Origin of the sequence: Streptomyces sp. NPDC017676 (assembly GCF_044329325.1) — a bacterium.
Taxonomy (GTDB): Bacteria; Actinomycetota; Actinomycetes; order Streptomycetales; family Streptomycetaceae; genus Streptomyces.
This window is the reverse complement of record NZ_JBIRJA010000002.1, coordinates 464,210-479,114: the sequence shown is the minus strand read 5'-3', so window position 1 is coordinate 479,114 and position 14,905 is coordinate 464,210. Positions and strand designations below refer to the sequence as shown.

Below are 14,905 nucleotides of genomic sequence, written 5' to 3'. Positions count from 1 at the left end.
CTGTCGACACCTCCTCGTCCTCGCTCGCGCGTCCGCACACCACCTCGGCGTGCCAGGCAACTCTAGCCCGCGGGCGGGCCGGTACGTCAAAGCATTTTCCGCACGCCCCGCGGTTTCCGCCCCCGGGGTCAACCGACCGCGCAGGGCGATCCGTTGAGCGTGAAGCGGTACGGCGTGCGGTTGGCGTCGGCCCAGGAACCCAGGAAGCCGAAGGACAGGGTGCCGTGCGCGGCGACCGCCTTGTTGTAGTCGGCGGCGGTGGCGGTGACGCGGGGGCCGTCCTGGCGCACGGTGGCGTCCCACATCTGGCCGACCTGCTGGCCGTCGCGGAAGGTCCAGGACACCTCCCAGCCGGTGAGGGCCCGGTCGGTGGTGACGCTGACGGTGGCCTGGAAGCCGTCGGGCCACTGGCTGTCCAGCTCGTAGGCGACCCGGCAGCCGGCCGGCCGGGTGGTGGCGGGGGCGTTCGTCGGGCCCGCGCGGTGGGTGGCGGAGGAGGTGCCCTGCGGTTCGGGGTCGGGCTTCTGCCGGGCGGGCGGGCGCGCGGTGCGGGTCGCGGGGGCCGGGGCGGAGGGGGAGTCCGTGGCGGTGGGGCGCGCCGCGGTGCGGGAGACGCCGGGGTCGGCGACCGGCTGCCGGTCGTCCTGGGCGGCGGCGGTGCCGTCGCCGGAACCCCCGAACGGCATCATCGACACTCCGAGCGCCAGCGCCGACAGCAGCACCGCGGCGGCGAGGAGTCCGCCGCGCAGCACCCGGCTGCGGCCCGTGCCCTCCTCGCGGTCGTCGGCGTCGGCGCCGCCCGGGTGGCCCGCGCCGAGGCGGACCTCCGTGGCGCGGCGGCGCCGTTCCAGGTAGGCGAGGCCGCCCCAGCCGATCACTCCGCCGGCCAGCGCGCCGGGCAGTCCGCCGCCGTGCAGGCGCAGACAGGCGGCGGCCTCGGCGCACCGCACGCAGGTGGCGAGGTGCCGGGAGAGGTCGCCGGGGGTCTCGGCGACGGCCGAGCGGGTGACCGCGTCGAGCAGGCGGGCGTAGCTGCGGCACTGCGCGTCCATCGGGGAGTCGAGGTGGGCGCGGTGACAGCGGTCCCGGAACAGGCCACGGACCTGGTCGAGTTCGTCGGCGACGGTGGCGATGTCCAGGCCGAGCCGGCGGGCCACGGTGGGCAGCGGGAGCGCCTCCACCTCGGCCAGCCAGAGCAGCGCGGCGTCCGCCTCCTGCATGTCCCGCAGGCCCCGAAGCGCGACCGGCCGCCCGAGCGGCGGCCCCGTGAACCGGGCCGCGCTGCCGGAGTTGAGCCACAGCCGCAGCTCGGGGTCGAGCTTGTGCCCCTGTCCGTCCGCCTCCCACGCGGCCGCGGTGGTGCGTACGGCGGTGAGCAGCGCCGGGATCGTCGGCAGCCGTGCGGTGCGGCTGCCGGCGCCGCGCACATGGGTGCTCGCGGCGGCGCGGACCTCCCGCATGCCGAGCGTGAACGCCTCGGTGGCGAGCTGGTGGGCCGTCAGGGACCCGGAGGTGCACAGGTCCGCGTAGGAGAGCACCGCGTCCCAGCACTCCGAGAACAGCGCGGCCTCGGTGTCGTCCTGAGGGGTCGGCAGGTCGGGCATGGGACTCCTGCATCCACGAGCGAGGGCAACTCACCAAAGGGAAAGGGGAGTTGCGGGGAACCCCGCGGCAGGGCACAGAGCCTTTCACGCTCCCGCCACAACTGACAAGCGGCCTGTTCACATCCGGCTACCGACAGTGGCGGCGGGCGCGCGCGCCACGATCAGCCCGCGACTCCGGCCTCTGGTACGGACGCGGACGCGGTTCTGCTCACCGGGTCACGCCCGGACCTCGCCGGGTCACACCCGGACCTCGCCGAGACCTCGCAGGGTCACACCCGGACGGGCTTCTCCCCCGTCTCCGTGCCCTCCGTGCCCTCCGTGCCCTCCGCCGACGTGCCGTCCGCGGGCAGGCTGTCCATGAAGGAGCTGACGGAGAAGACCGCGCGGCCGGGGCCGGGCGGGCCGTAGCCGGGCGGGGAGGACAGGCCGAAGTCGTCCATGGTCTGCCGGTAGGCCTGGAGCAGCCGGATGTGGTACTCCAGCGGCGCGCCCTGCGGGTTGGCCTTGCCGAGCGGGGTGGTGGGCTCCGGGCACCAGGTGGTGAAGCGCGGGGTGATGCCGTGCGACATGAAGAAGCGCAGGCCCTCCGTGGTGGAGGCGATGGCCTCGTCGACGGTGGTGAAGCCGAACGGCTCGGCCATCTCCACGCCCGCCACGAAGTTGGGGATCACGTTGCGCGCGCCGAACACCTCGGCGGAGTCCAGGATGCGGCGGTGCCACTCGTCCCGGCCGACGTAGCGCTCCTTGCCGGGGCAGTACAGCTCGAACAGCCGGCGGTCCCACACCTCGAAGTTGGGGTGGTAGATCTGCACGCCGTAGTCCTTGAACCGCTGCACGTCCGCCTTGGGCAGCGCCTGCGCGACGACCTTGCCGATCCAGCGGCCCGGGAAGCGCTCCTCGATGGCCTTGGCGTAGTGGCCGTAGAAGTCGGCCTCGTCCCGGCCCGCCACCTTCGAGGTGATCGCACCGCCGGTGAGGGTGTAGGCCGTCGACGCCTTCTGGGTGTCGTACCGGTCGATGATGTCCAGCGCCTCCAGGACCTCATCGACGTCCTTGACGCCGGTGTAGGGCCGGCCGGCGGCCTTGTGCTGGCGCCAGTTGTGATTGATGTCGCAGTACTGGCACTCCTCCTTGGCGCCGAAGTACTGGCAGACCCGGAAGACGGTCAGGTAGATCAGGTAGCCCCACTGGATGGTGGGCGCGACCTCCATCACGGACTTCCCGTTGGAGAGGGTGTGCCGGTAGTACTCGGGCATCGGCGGCACCCCGACGTCGGCGATGCGCCTGCCGTCGAGGTACAGCCCGAGCATCCCTTCCTCGTCGGCGGCGACCCGGTACGGCGAGGCGGGGTTCACCCGTACGGAGACGACCGTGCGCCTCAGGTCGTACGGGCCGCCCGTCAGGATGATCTCCTCCGGGGGCCGGCGCAGCGCGGCCTCGCCCAGCTCGGGCAGGGTGCCGTGGTCGAAGGAGAAGATGAAGTAGGACTTCGGTTTGACGTCCCCGTCCTCGTTGTCACTGAGTGCGGATTTGTCGAAGGCGACACCGCCCCGGAGCAGGTCCTCCTTGAAGACGGCCTCCCGCGGCACCTGCGGGAACCGCTCCATCAGATCCTCGACCAGCGCGGTACGACTGCCCATCCGTCTGTCTCCTCCCGGCTCAGGCGTACGCCTCTCACCGTATGCCCCCGTCACCGGCACACCGGTGCCGGGGCCCCGGCGATCCTACCGGTACGCCCCTTACCCCCACCTTTGAGCCGAAATCAACAAGGTGCCCTGGTCGGACAACCCCGTGCGGCGCCGGGCCGGGCGGACCTCCCGGGCGCACGGGATGCCGCCCTGCCCGGCCACGTCGCCCACCGTCCGGCGGTCCGCCCGCGCGCAGGGCCCGCGAGATCCTGGAGGCGATCAGGCCGACGGCGGCGGACGCCGTGGTCCCGCCGGGCGCGGCACCCGCGCCCCGCCCGAGCGGCAGGCTCAGGCCGTTCTCCCCAGTTCGGCCGGGTCGACCGCGTGCAGCAGAGCGGCGCCCGCCGACAGTCGCTCGGCCTCCTCCACGACCGCCTGCCCCAGCCGGGCCACCTCGTTGCCCTGCGAGCCGGCCAGGTGCGGGGTGACGAAGGCGTTCGGCAGGTCGTACAGCGGGGAGTCGGCGGGCAGCGGTTCGGGGTCGGTCACGTCCAGCACGGCGCCGAGGCGGCCGGCGCGCAGCTCCGCGATCAGCGCCTCGTGGTCGACCAGGGCGCCGCGCGCGGTGTTGACGAGCACGGATCCGGCGGGCATGAGGGCGAGTTCGCGGGCCCCGATCAGACGGTGGGTCTCGGCGGTCTGCGGGGCGTGCAGCGTGACGATGTCGGAGGTGCGCAGCAGCTCGTCCAGCGGCAGCAGCGGTACACCGAGCCGGGCGGCCTCCGCCGCGTCCACGTACGGGTCGGCGAGCGTGACCGCGAGGTCGTACGGGCGGAGCAGTTCCAGCAGGCGGCGGCCGGTCCGGGAGGCGCCGACGATGCCGACGCGGCGGCCGTGGTTGCCGATGCCGGGCAGGATCTCGCCGTAGGGGAAGGCGCGCCGGTCGCGCAGCCGGTCGCGGTGGGCGAAGACGTCCTTCCCGGCGAGCAGGATCATGGCGAGGGTGTACTCGGCGACGGGTACGGCGTTGGCGGCGGCGGCCGAGGAGACGGCGATGCCCCGCTGCCACACCGCGGGCGTGGTGAACCCCTTGACCGAGCCGGCCGCGTGCAGCACGGCGCGCAGCTTCGGCGCGGCGTCCAGGACGGCCGCGTCCAGGCGGGGACAGCCCCAGCCGGTGATCAGGATCTCGGTGCGGGCGAGGGCCTCCCGCACCCGGGCCCCGGTGAAGTCGTGCGCCACCAGGGCGGGATCGATGTCCACGCAGGCGCGCAGCCGGGTCAGCAGTTCCGGCGGGAAGACGAGCGGCACGTTCCGGGCTGTCATGGCGAACAGCGCCTGGGGACGCTCGGGCAAGGAGGTGACCTTCCGGCTCGGTGACGCTCGGACAGCAACCGGTCTCTACCGTAGGTGGCGCCTGATGAGAGGGTCAACGCAGACGCAACGCACCGGGAGAGGACACAGGGATGGCTGAGACCGCAGGAACCACCGGGAGGACGGGGGCCGGGGGCGCCGGCACGGTCACCAACTGGGCACGCACCGTCACGTACGCGGCGCGCGAGTTCCACCGTCCGCGCACGCCGGAGGAGCTGGCGGCGCTGGTGGCGGGGAGCGCGAGGGTGCGGATACTGGGCAGCGGGCACTCCTTCAACCGGATCGCCGACCCGGGCCCGGACGGCATCCTGGTGTCCACCGCCGGACTGCCGCAGACGATCGACGTCGACACGGCCGCGCGTACGGTCCGGGTGTCGGGCGGCGTCCGCTACGCCGAACTGGCCCGCACGGTCCACGCGCACGGTCTCGCCCTGTCCAACATGGCCTCCCTGCCGCACATCTCGGTGGCCGGTTCGGTGGCGACGGGCACGCACGGCTCGGGGGTGACCAACGGCCCGCTGGCGGCGGCGGTCCGCGAGGTGGAGATGGTCGTCGCGGACGGTACGACCGAGACGATCGGCCGGGACGACGCGCGGTTCGCCGGTGCCGTCACCTCCCTCGGCGCGCTGGGCGCCGTCACCGCGCTCACCCTCGACCTGGAGCCGGCGTATGAGGTGGAGCAGCGGGTCTACACCGAACTCCCGTTGGACGGGCTGGACTTCGAGACCGTAGCCGCCGCCGGATACAGCGTGAGCCTCTTCACCGACTGGCGGCGGCCGGGCTTCCGGCAGGTGTGGGTCAAGCGGCGCACGGACCGGCCGGCGGTGGACTTCCCGTGGGCGGCGCCCGCGACGGAGCCGCTGCACCCGGTACCGGGCATGCCCGCGGTGAACTGCACGGAGCAGCTGGGGGCGCCGGGGCCGTGGCACGAGCGGCTGCCGCACTTCCGGGCCGAGTTCACGCCGAGCAGCGGGGAGGAGATCCAGTCGGAGTACCTGCTGCCGCGGCCGTCGGCCCTCGGCGCGCTGCACGCGATCGACGGCATCCGGGAGACGGTCGCCGGGGTGCTGCAGACCTGCGAGGTGCGGACGGTCGCCGCCGACGCGCAGTGGCTGAGCCCGGCCCACGGACGGGACTCGGTCGCGCTGCACTTCACCTGGGTGAAGGACGAGACGGCGGTGCTGCCGGTGGTGCGCCGGCTGGAGGAGGTGCTGGAGCCGTTCGACCCGCGCCCGCACTGGGGGAAGGTCTTCCAGATCCCGCCGGCCGCGCTGCGCGGGCGGTACGCGCGGTTCGCCGACTTCCGGGACCTGGTCCGCGCCCTGGATCCCTCCGGCACGTTCGCCAACGCCTTCGTGCGGGACCTCCTCGGCCACTGACGGCCGTTCGCCGGGGCACTCGCGCCACCCCGCACTTTCTCCACCCCCTTTCCGAACCCCTTGTCGAAAGCCCCTCCCAGCCCCTAGCCTGACGTCCGCGCCGGTGCCGGAGCCGCCTCGGCCCGCACTGGTCCGACGGGAGGGGAGGGGCAGCCACGTGAAGCGCACCTCACGTGACATCCGCACCGCGAACCGCTACGAGGTGCTGCGCCAGATCATCGCCGAGTCCCCCACCTCCCGTCAGGAGCTGGCCGCGGCCACCGGGCTGAGCCTCGCCACGGTGGCCACGCTCGTCGGTGAGCTGCTGGACCTCCGCATGATCACCGAGGTGGGGTTCGAGGACTCGGCCGGGGGCCGCCCCCGGGGGCTGGTCGCCGTCAACGCGTCGGGGGGCGCGCTGATCGGCGTGGACATCGCCGAGACGTACGTCCACGTGGAGCTGTTCGACCTGGCGTTGAACGTGCTGGCCCGCGCCGACGAGGACATGCGGCCCGGCGAGAGCCGGCCCGAGCAGGTGGTCGGGCACGTCGCCGCCGCGGTGGACTCGGTCGTCGCCCAGGCCGGCATCGAGGCGGCCCGGGTGCTGGGCGTCGGGGTGAGCGTGCCGGGCCAGGTCGACCGGGACACCGGGGTCGCCGAGTACGCGCCCAACTGGGACTGGCACGACGTGCCGTTGCTCGGTCTGCTCGCCGGACACATCGCCCACCCGCTGTACCTGGACAACCCGCTGCGCGCCTGCGCGGTGGCCGAGCTGTGGTTCGGTGCGGCGCGGGGCCGCGGGGACGCCGTCGTGGTCAACCTCGGCACCGGCGTCGGCGCCGGCCTGGCCCTCGGCGGCGGTCTGCACCGCGGGGTGAGCAACAGCGCCGGTGAGTGGGGGCACACCACGCTCGTGCTGGACGGCCGACTGTGCCACTGCGGCAACCACGGCTGCGTGGAGACGTACGTCGGCGCCCCGGGCATCATGCAGAACCTGCGCGAACTCGACCCGGGCTCGGTCCTGTTGCACCCCGGGGACCAGACGGCCACCATCGACGCGCTGGCCCGCGCGGTCGCCGAGGACGACCCGGTGGCACTCAAGGTCCTCCGGGACACGGCCCGTTACCTCGGTGCCGGCATCTCCGACCTGATCAATCTCCTCAACCCCGAAGTGGTCGTCCTCAGCAGCTGGGTGGCCTCCCGGCTGGGCGAACCGCTGCTCGGGGAGGTCCGCCGGGCGGTCGCCCGGCACGCCCTGGGCCGGCCCCTGGCCGCCACCGAGATCGTCCTCTCCCCGATCCCCACCGACCCGGTGTCCCTCGGCGCGGCCACGTTCGCGCTGGAGGGGGCGCTGCAGTCCGTCGGGCAGCGGACCAGCACCAAGCGCACCACCGCCCCCGCATGGAGCCGTACCGCACCGCCTTCGTGACGACGGAAGGGATGCACGTGTCTCACCTCCGCACCTCCCGGCCCCCCACTTCCCGGCCCCGGATCCCTCGGCCCCGCACCCGCAGACCGGTCCTGCTGACCGCCTCGGCCGCGCTGGCCGTCACCGGAGCCCTGCTCGGCTCCCCGCCCGCGAGCGCCGCCGGCACCACCGGCACCCCCGCCGCCGAGGTCTCCCCGCACGCCGCCCAGACCATCGACAACATCGGCGCGTCCGGTGCCTGGTGGGTCAACGACCTGAAGAACTTCGACCCGGAGGTCCGGGCCCGGGTCGCCGGGCTGCTGTTCTCCGAGGACGGCCTGGACCTCAGCGCCTACCGGTACAACATCGGCGGCGGCGGCACCGGCGTGACGTACGCGCCCCGCGCCGCCGAGGACTTCCTGAAGCCGGACGGCGGCTACGACTGGAGCAAGGACGAGGCCGGCCGCTACTTCCTCTCCGCCGCCGCCCGGTACGGCGTCGAGGACCTGATCGGGTTCGTCAACAGCGCGCCGGCCGCGTGGAAGACGAACGGCAAGAGCTGCGGCGGCCATCTGAAGGCGGAGAACGAGCGGGACTTCGCGAAGTACGTCGCCGACGTCACCGACCACTTCGCGCAACAGGGCGTGCGGCTCGACTACATCAGCCCGTTCAACGAGCCGACGAACAGCTTCGACTCGTGCGGCCAGGAGGGCATGCTCGTCGACGTCCCCCAGCGCGACGACATCGTGCGCGCGCTCGGCGCCGAACAGCGGGCCCGGCACCAGAAGGCGACGATCATCGCGGACGAGTCGACCAGCACGGTGAAGTTCAACTCCGAGGTCCCGCAGTGGATCTCCGAGCCGGGTACGGCCCCGTACGTCGCCAGGCTGGCCCACCACACGTACGACAACCCGGGAGACGCCGACCGGGCACAGGTGTACGAGACGTCCAGGGCGGCCGGCAAGGAGTCCTGGTCGACGGAGATCTGCTGCTTCGGCAAGGGCGGCACGGGCTGGGCGCAGGAGTACGACCCGACGATCGACGGCGGGCTGAACCTCTCCCGGATCATCTACAAGGATTTCGCGACCGCCCATGACTCGGCGTTCCAGTGGTGGGTGGCGCTGTCGGAGATGATCGGCAGCGATCCGACGGCCCGGAACGACGAGGGCTGGAACGACGGCCTGATCTACTACGACCCGGACTACGCGAAGAACGGCAACCAGACCCTGTACTTCACCAAGCGCTACTACGCGCTCGGCCAGTACAGCAAGTTCGTCCGGCCCGGCGCGGCCCTGCACGACGTGACCGGCGCGCCGGACGGTGTCGAGGTGTCCGCGTACGACAGGAACGGCGGCTGGGTGGTCGTGGTCAACAACCACAACGCGACCGACACCGCGCTGAACCTGCACTTCAACAGCCGGACGCCGGTGCGGGCCACGCGGGCCGTGCGGACCTCCGCCGACGAGAACTGGGCGAAGGTGGCCAAGCCCTCGGTCGTGGAGGGCACCATGTCGGCCACGCTCGCGGCCCGTTCGGTCACGACGTACGTCCTCGACCGCAAGGGACACGGGAGTTCGGCGCTGACGGGTGCCCTGGTGGGTGAGCAGTCCGGCAAGTGCCTGACGGCCGATGCCGCGGGTGCCACGATCGCCGGCTGCACGGGCACCGCGGAGCAGTCCTGGTCGTACGACGCGAGAGGCACCCTGAAGGGCGCCAACGGCTACCTCACGGCCGGAACTTCGGGGCTGACGACCACATCCGCGTACAGCGGTGACGGCACGCAGCGCTGGCTGCTGAACTCCAACGGGCAGATCGTGAACGAGGCTTCGGGCAGGTGCCTGGACGTCAGCGGACAGGCGACGGCCGACGGCTCCAGGGTGATCCTGTACCGCTGCACCGGCGGCGCCAACGAGGCCTGGACCAGGCAGTAGCGCGACCGCTTCCCGACCGAGGGCCGCCGGTCACTCCCCTGACCCGGCGGCCCTCATCACATCTGTCCCGCGTACGTGTTCCTCTTCCTCCAGCGCCGGCCGGCGCTGGGGACCGCGCAGACCGGCATCAAGGGCTGAGCTAGGAGACCGATGTCTTTCCACACCCGCACCGACTACATCGAGGACGTCTCCCCGGGGACCGGGGCGCTGCCGCCGCGCGCCTGGTACGCGTCCTCCGACGCCGCGTCCCTCTCCCTTGGCGGCGGCTGGCGTTTCCGGCTGTCGGACACGGCCGACGCCCAGGACGACTCCTTCGCGGCGCCGGGGTACGACGCCGGTGACTGGGCGGAGGTCACGGTCCCGGGCCACTGGGTGCTCCAGGGCCACGGCTCCCCCGTCTACACCAACCACCTCTACCCGTTCCCGGTCGACCCGCCCCGGGTGCCGACCGAGAACCCGACCGGCGACCACCTGCGCGTCTTCGACCTGCCCGCCGACTGGCCGGCCGGCGGTGAGGCCGTGCTGCGCTTCGACGGAGTGGAGTCCTGCGCCCGGATCTGGCTGAACGGCACCGAGCTGGGCGAGTTCAAGGGCTCCCGGCTGCCGCACGAGTTCGCGGTCGGCCCGCACCTGAGGGCCTCGGGCAATGTGCTGGCGGTGCGCGTCCACCAGTGGTCGGCCGGTTCGTACCTGGAGGACCAGGACCAGTGGTGGCTGCCGGGCATCTTCCGGGACGTCACCCTGCTGCACCGGCCGCCGGGCAGCGTCCGGGACTTCTTCGTGCACGCCTCCTACGACCACGTGTCCGGCACCGGCACCCTGCGCGTCGACTCCGACGTGGCGGGCCGGGTGACCGTGCCGGGCCTCGGTGTGGACGTCCCCACCGGTGAGCCGGTCACCGTCCCGGTCGAGCCGTGGACCGCCGAGACGCCGAGGCTGTACGACGGCGTGCTGGCCACCGAGGGCGAGCGGGTGCCGCTGCGCATCGGCTTCCGCACGGTGGAGCTGTCGGACGGCCTGATCAAGGTGAACGGCCGCCCGGTGCTCTTCAAGGGCGTCAACCGGCACGAGTGGCACCCGGAGAAGGGCCGGGCCCTCGACCTCGCGACCATGCGCGAGGACGTGCTGCTGATGAAGCGGCACAACATCAACGCCGTCCGCACCTCCCACTACCCGCCCCACCCGGCCTTCCTCGACCTGTGCGACGAGTACGGCCTGTGGGTGATCGACGAGTGCGACCTGGAGACGCACGGCTTCACCGAGCAGGGCTGGCGGGACAACCCCGTCGACGACGACCGCTGGACCCCGGCCCTGCTCGACCGGGCGGCCCGCATGGTCGAGCGGGACAAGAACCACCCCTCGGTCGTCATCTGGTCGCTCGGCAACGAGGCCGGCACCGGCCGGGGCCTGACCGCGATGGCCGAGTGGATCCACGCACGTGACGCCTCCCGGCTCGTGCACTACGAGGGCGACCACACCTGCCGTGACACCGACGTCTATTCACGGATGTACGCGAACCACGCCGAGGTCGAGCGGATCGGCCGGCACCTGGACGGCGGACCGCTCAGGCGCCGCGAACTCCCCTTCATCCTGTGCGAGTACGCACACGCCATGGGCAACGGCCCCGGCGGACTCGCCGACTACCAGCGGCTGTTCGAGGCCCACGACCGGCTCCAGGGCGGCTTCGTCTGGGAGTGGATCGACCACGGCATCGCCCACCCCGAACTGGGCTACGCCTACGGCGGCGACTTCGGCGAGGAACTGCACGACGGCAACTTCGTCTGCGACGGCCTGCTGTTCCCGGACCGGCGGCCCTCCCCCGGCCTGGTCGAGTACAAGAAGGTGATCGAACCGGTCGCCGTCACGGGCGACGGCACGGCCGGCACCGTCCGTGTCACCAACACGTACGACTTCGCGGACCTGTCGGCGCTGGCCTTCTCCTGGTCGTACGAGGTCGAGGGCGAGAGCGTGGACTCGGGCAGCCTGTCGGTGCCCGCGCTGGCCCCCGGTGAGTCCGCCGAGGTCAAGCTGCCCGCCGTACCGGCCGGTGCCCCGGCGGGCGAGGCGTACTGGACCGTCCGGGCGGTGCTCGCCTCCGACACCGCGTGGGCGCCGCGGGACCATGTCGTCGCCTGGGGCCAGCTACCGGTGTCGGCGCGCCGGACGCCGTACGTCGCCGCATCCGCCCGCCCGGCACCGGCTGACGGGGTGATCACCCTCGGCCCGGCCGTCTTCGACGCCCGCACCGGGGCGCTGCGCACGATCGGCGCGGTACCGGTCACCGGTCTGCGCCTGGACGTGTGGCGGGCCACCACCGACAACGACGACGGTGCCGCCTGGCAGAGCGACCTGCGCTTCGGCCCGCTGTGGCGGAAGCTCGGCCTGCACCGGATGCGGCACCGCCTGGACGCGGTCGAGACCGGCGAGGACGCGCTGACGGTCCGTACCCGGGTGGCGCCGGCCGCCCGGGAGGTGGGGCTGTCGACGGTGTACCGCTGGACCTCGGACGGGGACCGGCTCCGGCTGACCGTGACCACCGTCCCGGAAGGCGACTGGACGGTCCCGCTGCCCCGCCTCGGCATCCGCTTCGGGCTGGCCGCGGCCGACCGGGTGCGGTGGTACGGCGGCGGGCCCGGCGAGGCGTACCCGGACACGCGGACGGCGGCCCGGATCGCCCGCTGGCAGTCGACCGTGGACGAGCTCCAGACGCCGTACGTCCGCCCGCAGGAGAACGGTGCCCGGATCGACGTCCGCTGGGCGGAACTGGGCGGCCTGCGCATCGAGGGGGACCCGGCGTACTGGTTCACCGCCCGCCGCTGGACCACCGAGCAGCTCGACGCGGCGGCCCACCGCACCGACCTGGTGCCCGCCACCGCGTCCGACAGCGGCTCCGCCGCGGGGGTGTGGGTCAACCTCGACCACGGCCAGCACGGCATCGGCTCCCAGTCCTGCGGTCCGGGTCCGCTGCCCCGGTACCACCTGCGGGCCGAGCCGGCGGAGTTCTCGTTCGTCTTCTCCCCGGCCCCCGCTCCGGAGACCAGCTGACCGACACGGTCCCGGCGCCCACCGCGGCCGCCGGGCTCTTCTCCCGGCCGGCCGCGGTGGACTCGACCGGGCGCCGCCGGGTGCCCGGTGGGCCGGTGCGTGGGTGATCGCCGCCTCCATGGCCGGCGGGGTCGCGGCGCCGCCCCTGCCGGGTGTCGGCACCGAGGCTTCCGGCATCCACGCGGTGTTCCGTGAGACGACTGTTCACGCGACGGTTCTCCCGACTCCCTGCAAAACCCTGCCCGTTGGCGTGAACATGACCGCATGCGACCGAACAGCAGATTCCTCGGCGTCCTCGCGGCGGGCACTCGCCCTCGCCGGACTCACCTCCTCCCCCGGCACCGCCCAGGTGTAGGTGCGCGACGAACCGGGGCGCCGGGCCGGTCCGGCGGTGACTCGCCGAGCATGTTGACACCCCGCCACCTAGCGGTCCTAGGCTGTGACCTAGGAGTCCAAGGGAGGTGGCGGTGGCCCGGGTGGGAGTGACCGTCGAGCGGCTGGTGGTGGCGGCCGCGGAGCTGGCGGACGAGGCCGGTTTCGACCACGTCAGCATCTCGGCGCTGGCGCGCCGCTTCGGCGTCAAGGACGCGAGCCTGTACTCGCACGTCCGCAGTCTCCAGGACCTGCGCACGCGGCTCGCCCTGTACGCGGGCGGCGAGCTGATCGACCGGATCGCGGCGGCGGTGGCCGGCCGGTCGGGCAAGGAGGCGCTGCGGGCCTTCGCCGGCGCCTACCGGGACTACGCCCTGGAACACCCGGGCCGGTACGCGGCCACGCAGACCCGTATGGACCAGGCCCTCGTCGCCGACTCCGCCGCACTGCGCCGCACCGCACAGATCACCTACGGCATGCTGCGCGCGTACGGCCTGGAGGAACCGGACCTGACGGACGCGGTGCGCCTGCTGCGCAGCACCTTCCACGGCTACTGCCTCCTGGAGGGCGCGGGCGGCTTCGGCGCGGACCGGGACGTGCAGGCTTCCTGGGACAAGGCCGTCGACGCCCTGCACGTCGCCCTCGCACACTGGCCCCGGGAGCAGAACGATGACTGACACGCCCTGCTACGACGTCACGGGCCGGGGTCCCGTGCTGCTGCTCGTGCCGGGCGGGGCCGGGCATCCGATGGGCCTCGGACCGCTGACCGAGCGGCTGGCCGCGCGCTTCACCGTGGTGACGTACGACCCGCTGGGCCTCGCCCACGGCCGGCTCGGGCACCCGGTCGCCGAGCAGCGGGTCGCGGACTGGAGCGAGGGCGCGCGGCGGGTGCTGGAGGAGGTGCTGCCGCAGGGCGCCACCGCGTCGGTGTTCGGCACCAGCTCCGGTGGCATCGCGGTGCTGGACCTGCTGGCGCGGTACCCCGGGCGGCTGGCGCACGTGGTCGCGCACGAACCGCCGTGCGTGACGGTCCTGCCGGACGGGGCGGCGCGCCGGGCCGAGCTGATCGAGCAGTTGGACGGCCCCGGACGGCCGCCCGCCGAGGGCGAGTCGGCGACCCCGATGGGTGTCTTCCTGGCCCGTGTGCTGCGCCCGTTCACCGCGTACGCACCCGTCCTCAGCCCGCCCCCCGGCCGGCTCACCCTCGCCGCCGGCGCCGCGTCGCGCGGTCAACTCCTGTACCGCACGGCCGAGTTCATCGCCGCACGCACGGGCTGCTCCTTCACCGAGTTCCCGGGCGGGCATCTCGGCACGCTGGATCACCCCGTGGAGTTCGCCGACTCGCTCGCCGAGACACTGCGTTCCAGCGCGCGCACGTCGGCGTAGGACGGGGTCGTACCGGCCGGGGCCCGCCCGGCCGCGATGTCAACGACCGCGTCCAGGGCCGCGCCGAGCGCCCTGCGGTACAGCAGCGAGCCGAGGCTGACGCGGCGCACACCGAGTCCGGCGAGGTGACCGAGCGTGGGTCCGGTGGGCGAGTGGAGGACGTTGAGGGGGGCGGCGGTGTGCCGGACGAGGGCCGCGATGCGCCCCGGGTCGGTGACGCCGGGCACGAACACCCCGTCGGCGCCCGCTTCCTGGTAGGCGTCGAGCCGGCGCAGGGTCTCCCTCTCGTCACCGTCGCCCGACCAGTAGGTGTCGGTGCGGGCGTTGACGAACAGACCCGGTACGGCCGCCTTGACGGCGGCGATCTTCGCCGCGTGCCGCCGGGCCGGGCCCAGGCCGTCCTCCAGATTGATTCCGACGGTCCCGGCTTCCCACAACTGATCTGCCAACTGGGCGACTTCGGCCGGATCGTCGCTGAAGCCGTCCTCGGCGTCGACCGAGAGGAGGTACGGCCCGGAGCCGAGGACCCGGGCGAGGCGCACGGTGTGCTCGCGGGTCGCGCCCTCCCCGTCGGGCAGCCCCACGGCCGCCGCCACCGCCAGGCTGGTCGTGCCGATCGCCGGGAACCCCCGGGCGGCGAGGGCGGCGGCCGAGGCGTGGTCCCAGGCGTTGGGCAGCAGCAGCGGCTCGCACGGACGGTGGTGGAGGCCGGCGAAGGAGGGTGCGGCAGCGGGCTCTGCGGTCATACGGCCATGCTGGACCACGGTCGGTTCGGCGCCCGCCGAAGCGTAGGGCACCC

General features: G+C 73.4%; 10 protein-coding genes. 6 read left to right on the top strand and 4 right to left on the bottom strand.

Annotated elements, in window-relative coordinates:
* Positions 1 to 128: 128 nt before the first annotated feature.
* The 3 genes from ACH4LD_RS06330 to ACH4LD_RS06320 form a co-directional block, all read right to left on the bottom strand.
* Complete coding sequence (locus ACH4LD_RS06330; protein ID WP_398054288.1) at positions 129 to 1,604, bottom strand: cellulose binding domain-containing protein; 1,476 nt, start codon at positions 1,602 to 1,604, stop codon at positions 129 to 131.
* A 269-nt stretch (positions 1,605 to 1,873) separates the two neighbouring features.
* On the bottom strand, positions 1,874 to 3,244 hold the full coding sequence (locus ACH4LD_RS06325; protein WP_398054289.1) for a radical SAM protein: 1,371 nt from the start codon (positions 3,242 to 3,244) through the stop codon (positions 1,874 to 1,876).
* A 336-nt stretch (positions 3,245 to 3,580) separates the two neighbouring features.
* The gene (locus tag ACH4LD_RS06320) at positions 3,581 to 4,588 is read right to left on the bottom strand and encodes a hydroxyacid dehydrogenase (protein WP_398054290.1); all 1,008 of its coding nucleotides are present in this window, start codon (positions 4,586 to 4,588) and stop codon (positions 3,581 to 3,583) included.
* Between the two features lie 110 nt (positions 4,589 to 4,698).
* On the opposite strand from ACH4LD_RS06320, the gene ACH4LD_RS06315 reads away from it, so the two are divergent.
* The 6 genes from ACH4LD_RS06315 to ACH4LD_RS06290 all read left to right on the top strand — a co-directional run bounded on the left by ACH4LD_RS06315 (position 4,699) and on the right by ACH4LD_RS06290 (position 14,106).
* Positions 4,699 to 5,985, top strand: a complete 1,287-nt coding sequence (locus tag ACH4LD_RS06315; RefSeq protein ID WP_398054291.1) for an FAD-binding protein — start codon at positions 4,699 to 4,701, stop codon at positions 5,983 to 5,985.
* Between the two features lie 157 nt (positions 5,986 to 6,142).
* A complete protein-coding gene (locus ACH4LD_RS06310; protein ID WP_398054292.1) occupies positions 6,143 to 7,393 on the top strand; it encodes an ROK family transcriptional regulator in 1,251 nt (416 codons plus the stop codon).
* 11 nt (positions 7,394 to 7,404) lie between these two features.
* Positions 7,405 to 9,303, top strand: coding sequence for a glycoside hydrolase (locus ACH4LD_RS06305; RefSeq protein WP_398054566.1), 1,899 nt, complete (start codon positions 7,405 to 7,407; stop codon positions 9,301 to 9,303).
* A 150-nt stretch (positions 9,304 to 9,453) separates the two neighbouring features.
* A complete protein-coding gene (locus ACH4LD_RS06300; RefSeq protein WP_398054293.1) occupies positions 9,454 to 12,348 on the top strand; it encodes a glycoside hydrolase family 2 TIM barrel-domain containing protein in 2,895 nt (964 codons plus the stop codon).
* Between the two features lie 467 nt (positions 12,349 to 12,815).
* Positions 12,816 to 13,397, top strand: coding sequence for a TetR/AcrR family transcriptional regulator (locus ACH4LD_RS06295; RefSeq protein WP_398054294.1), 582 nt, complete (start codon positions 12,816 to 12,818; stop codon positions 13,395 to 13,397).
* Positions 13,390 to 14,106 carry an alpha/beta fold hydrolase gene (locus tag ACH4LD_RS06290; RefSeq protein WP_398054295.1) on the top strand — a complete coding sequence of 239 codons (717 nt, stop codon included), beginning with the start codon at positions 13,390 to 13,392 and terminating at the stop codon, positions 14,104 to 14,106. Before ACH4LD_RS06295 ends, ACH4LD_RS06290 begins: the two co-directional genes overlap by 8 nt.
* On the opposite strand, the gene ACH4LD_RS06285 is transcribed toward ACH4LD_RS06290, so the two are convergent.
* Positions 14,040 to 14,852, bottom strand: coding sequence for an isocitrate lyase/phosphoenolpyruvate mutase family protein (locus ACH4LD_RS06285; protein WP_398054296.1), 813 nt, complete (start codon positions 14,850 to 14,852; stop codon positions 14,040 to 14,042). The genes ACH4LD_RS06290 and ACH4LD_RS06285 overlap by 67 nt on opposite strands.
* Positions 14,853 to 14,905: the final 53 nt, after the last annotated feature.